Origin of the sequence: Streptomyces sp. SID5910 (assembly GCF_009862125.1) — a bacterium.
GTDB lineage: Bacteria > Actinomycetota > Actinomycetes > Streptomycetales > Streptomycetaceae > Streptomyces.
Genome location: NZ_WWHX01000113.1, coordinates 1 through 1,473 on the forward strand (window position 1 = coordinate 1; position 1,473 = coordinate 1,473).

3 protein-coding genes are annotated in these 1,473 nt (G+C 71.1%); 2 read left to right on the top strand and 1 reads right to left on the bottom strand.

Annotated elements, in window-relative coordinates; all coding sequences use genetic code 11:
- Positions 1-534 (top strand): carboxyl transferase domain-containing protein (locus GTW67_RS03840; RefSeq protein ID WP_272920456.1); only part of this gene is annotated, 534 nt, incomplete at its 5' end.
- A gap of 17 nt (positions 535-551) precedes the next feature.
- Positions 552-752, top strand: a complete 201-nt coding sequence (locus GTW67_RS03845) for an acyl-CoA carboxylase epsilon subunit (RefSeq protein WP_161163373.1) — start codon at positions 552-554, stop codon at positions 750-752.
- Positions 753-1,079: 327 nt separating this feature from the next.
- Here the strand turns inward: GTW67_RS03845 and GTW67_RS03850 are convergent.
- The coding region (locus GTW67_RS03850; protein WP_161163374.1) for a GTP-binding protein at positions 1,080-1,473 on the bottom strand (394 nt) is incomplete at its 5' end.

The window sequence follows — 1,473 nt, forward strand, 5'->3', positions numbered from 1 at the left end:
TCCGAGAAGGCCGCCCGGTTCGTGCAGATGTGCGACGCCTTCAACATCCCGATCGTCACCTTCCTGGACGTGCCCGGCTTCCTGCCCGGCGTCGACCAGGAGCACGGCGGCATCATCCGCCACGGCGCCAAGCTCCTCTACGCCTACTGCAACGCCACCGTGCCGCGGATCTCCCTGATCCTGCGCAAGGCCTACGGCGGCGCGTACATCGTCATGGACTCCCAGTCCATCGGCGCGGACCTCACCTACGCCTGGCCGACCAACGAGATCGCCGTGATGGGCGCGGAGGGCGCGGCCAACGTCATCTTCCGGCGTCAGATCGCCGAGGCGGAGGACCCCGAGGCGATGCGGACCCGCATGGTCAAGGAGTACAAGACCGAGCTGATGCACCCGTACTACGCGGCCGAACGCGGTCTCGTGGACGACGTGATCGACCCGGCGGAGACCCGCGAGGTCCTCATCCGCTCCCTGGCCATGCTCCACACCAAGCACGCCGACCTACCCTCCCGCAAACACGGCAACCCGCCGCAGTGACCCGAGGAGCCACTCCCATGACCACTCCCGCCGACATCCGCGTCGAGAAGGGCCACGCCGAGCCCGAGGAGGTCGCCGCGATCACGGCCCTCCTGCTCGCCCGCGCCGCCGCTCGCCCCGCCGAGATCGCCCCGACCCACGGCGGCGGCGGCGTCCGCGCGGGCTGGCGCCGCCTGGAACGCGAGCCGGGCTTCCGAGCCCCCCACAGCTGGCGCTGACCGCACCCCACACACGCAGAGGCCCCTTCCACACAGGAGGGGGCCTCTGCGCATTTACGCATGGCCTCTTGACGCCGGGTCGGGGCAGCGCGCCTCTCAGGGGCGCGGGGAACTGCGCGACCAGCCACGACGCACCCGCACCCGGCAACGCAACAGCCCCCCGCAGCCCAGTGGCCGCAGGGGGCAAGTCGCAACCCGGCGTAACGGGGTGCCGCCTGCGCCCACCCGTGCCGCCCCAGGCGGCACGCATGCCCGCAGGCTGCGGCCGATGGCCGGCAGGCGGCGACGGGCGCCGGCAGGCACGCATGCCCGCAGGCTGGGGCACAGCTAGCGGAGGCGGGCCATCAGTGCGTGCTCCACGAGAGTGATCAGCGTCGACTTCGCGTCAGCCCGATGCCGCGCGTCCGTCGTGATGATCGGCGTGTCGGGGCCGATCTGAAGCGCCTCCCGGACCTCGTCCGGGTTGTACGGCTGCTGCCCGTCGAACCCGTTCAGGGCGATGACGAACGGCAGCCCGGAGTTCTCGAAATAGTCCACGGCCGGGAAGCAGTCGGCCAGACGCCGCGTGTCGACCAGCACGACCGCGCCGATGGCGCCCCGCACCAGGTCGTCCCACATGAACCAGAAGCGGTCCTGACCGGGCGTGCCGAACAGGTAGAGGATCAGGTCCTGGTCGAGCGTGATGCGGCCGAAGTCCATGGCGACCGTGGTGGTCGTCTTG